The sequence below is a fragment of the Thermoflexus hugenholtzii JAD2 genome (assembly GCF_900187885.1).
GTDB classification, from domain to species: domain Bacteria; phylum Chloroflexota; class Anaerolineae; order Thermoflexales; family Thermoflexaceae; genus Thermoflexus; species Thermoflexus hugenholtzii.
In genome coordinates, this window is record NZ_FYEK01000038.1 from 1 (window position 1) to 202 (window position 202).

Sequence of the window (202 nt, forward strand, 5' to 3'; positions counted from 1 at the left end):
ATCCTCGGGCGCATCCCGGGGGTGGAGGGCTTCTATGTGGTGGCGGGTTTCAGCGGGCATGGGGTGATGCACGGCCCCATCGCCGGCCTGCTGATGGCGGAGGAGATCCTGGACGGCCGGGCCCACACCCTGGACATCGCCCCGCTGCGTTACGAGCGGTTCCTGACCTCCCCACCGCCCGCGGAATACAACGTGATCTAAT

At 67.3% G+C, this 202-nt stretch carries 1 pseudogene; it reads left to right on the forward strand.

The features are described 5' to 3' along the window. Positions 1 to 201, forward strand: a pseudogene (locus tag CFB18_RS10180) (FAD-binding oxidoreductase); the annotation flags it as partial. Position 202: the final 1 nt, after the last annotated feature.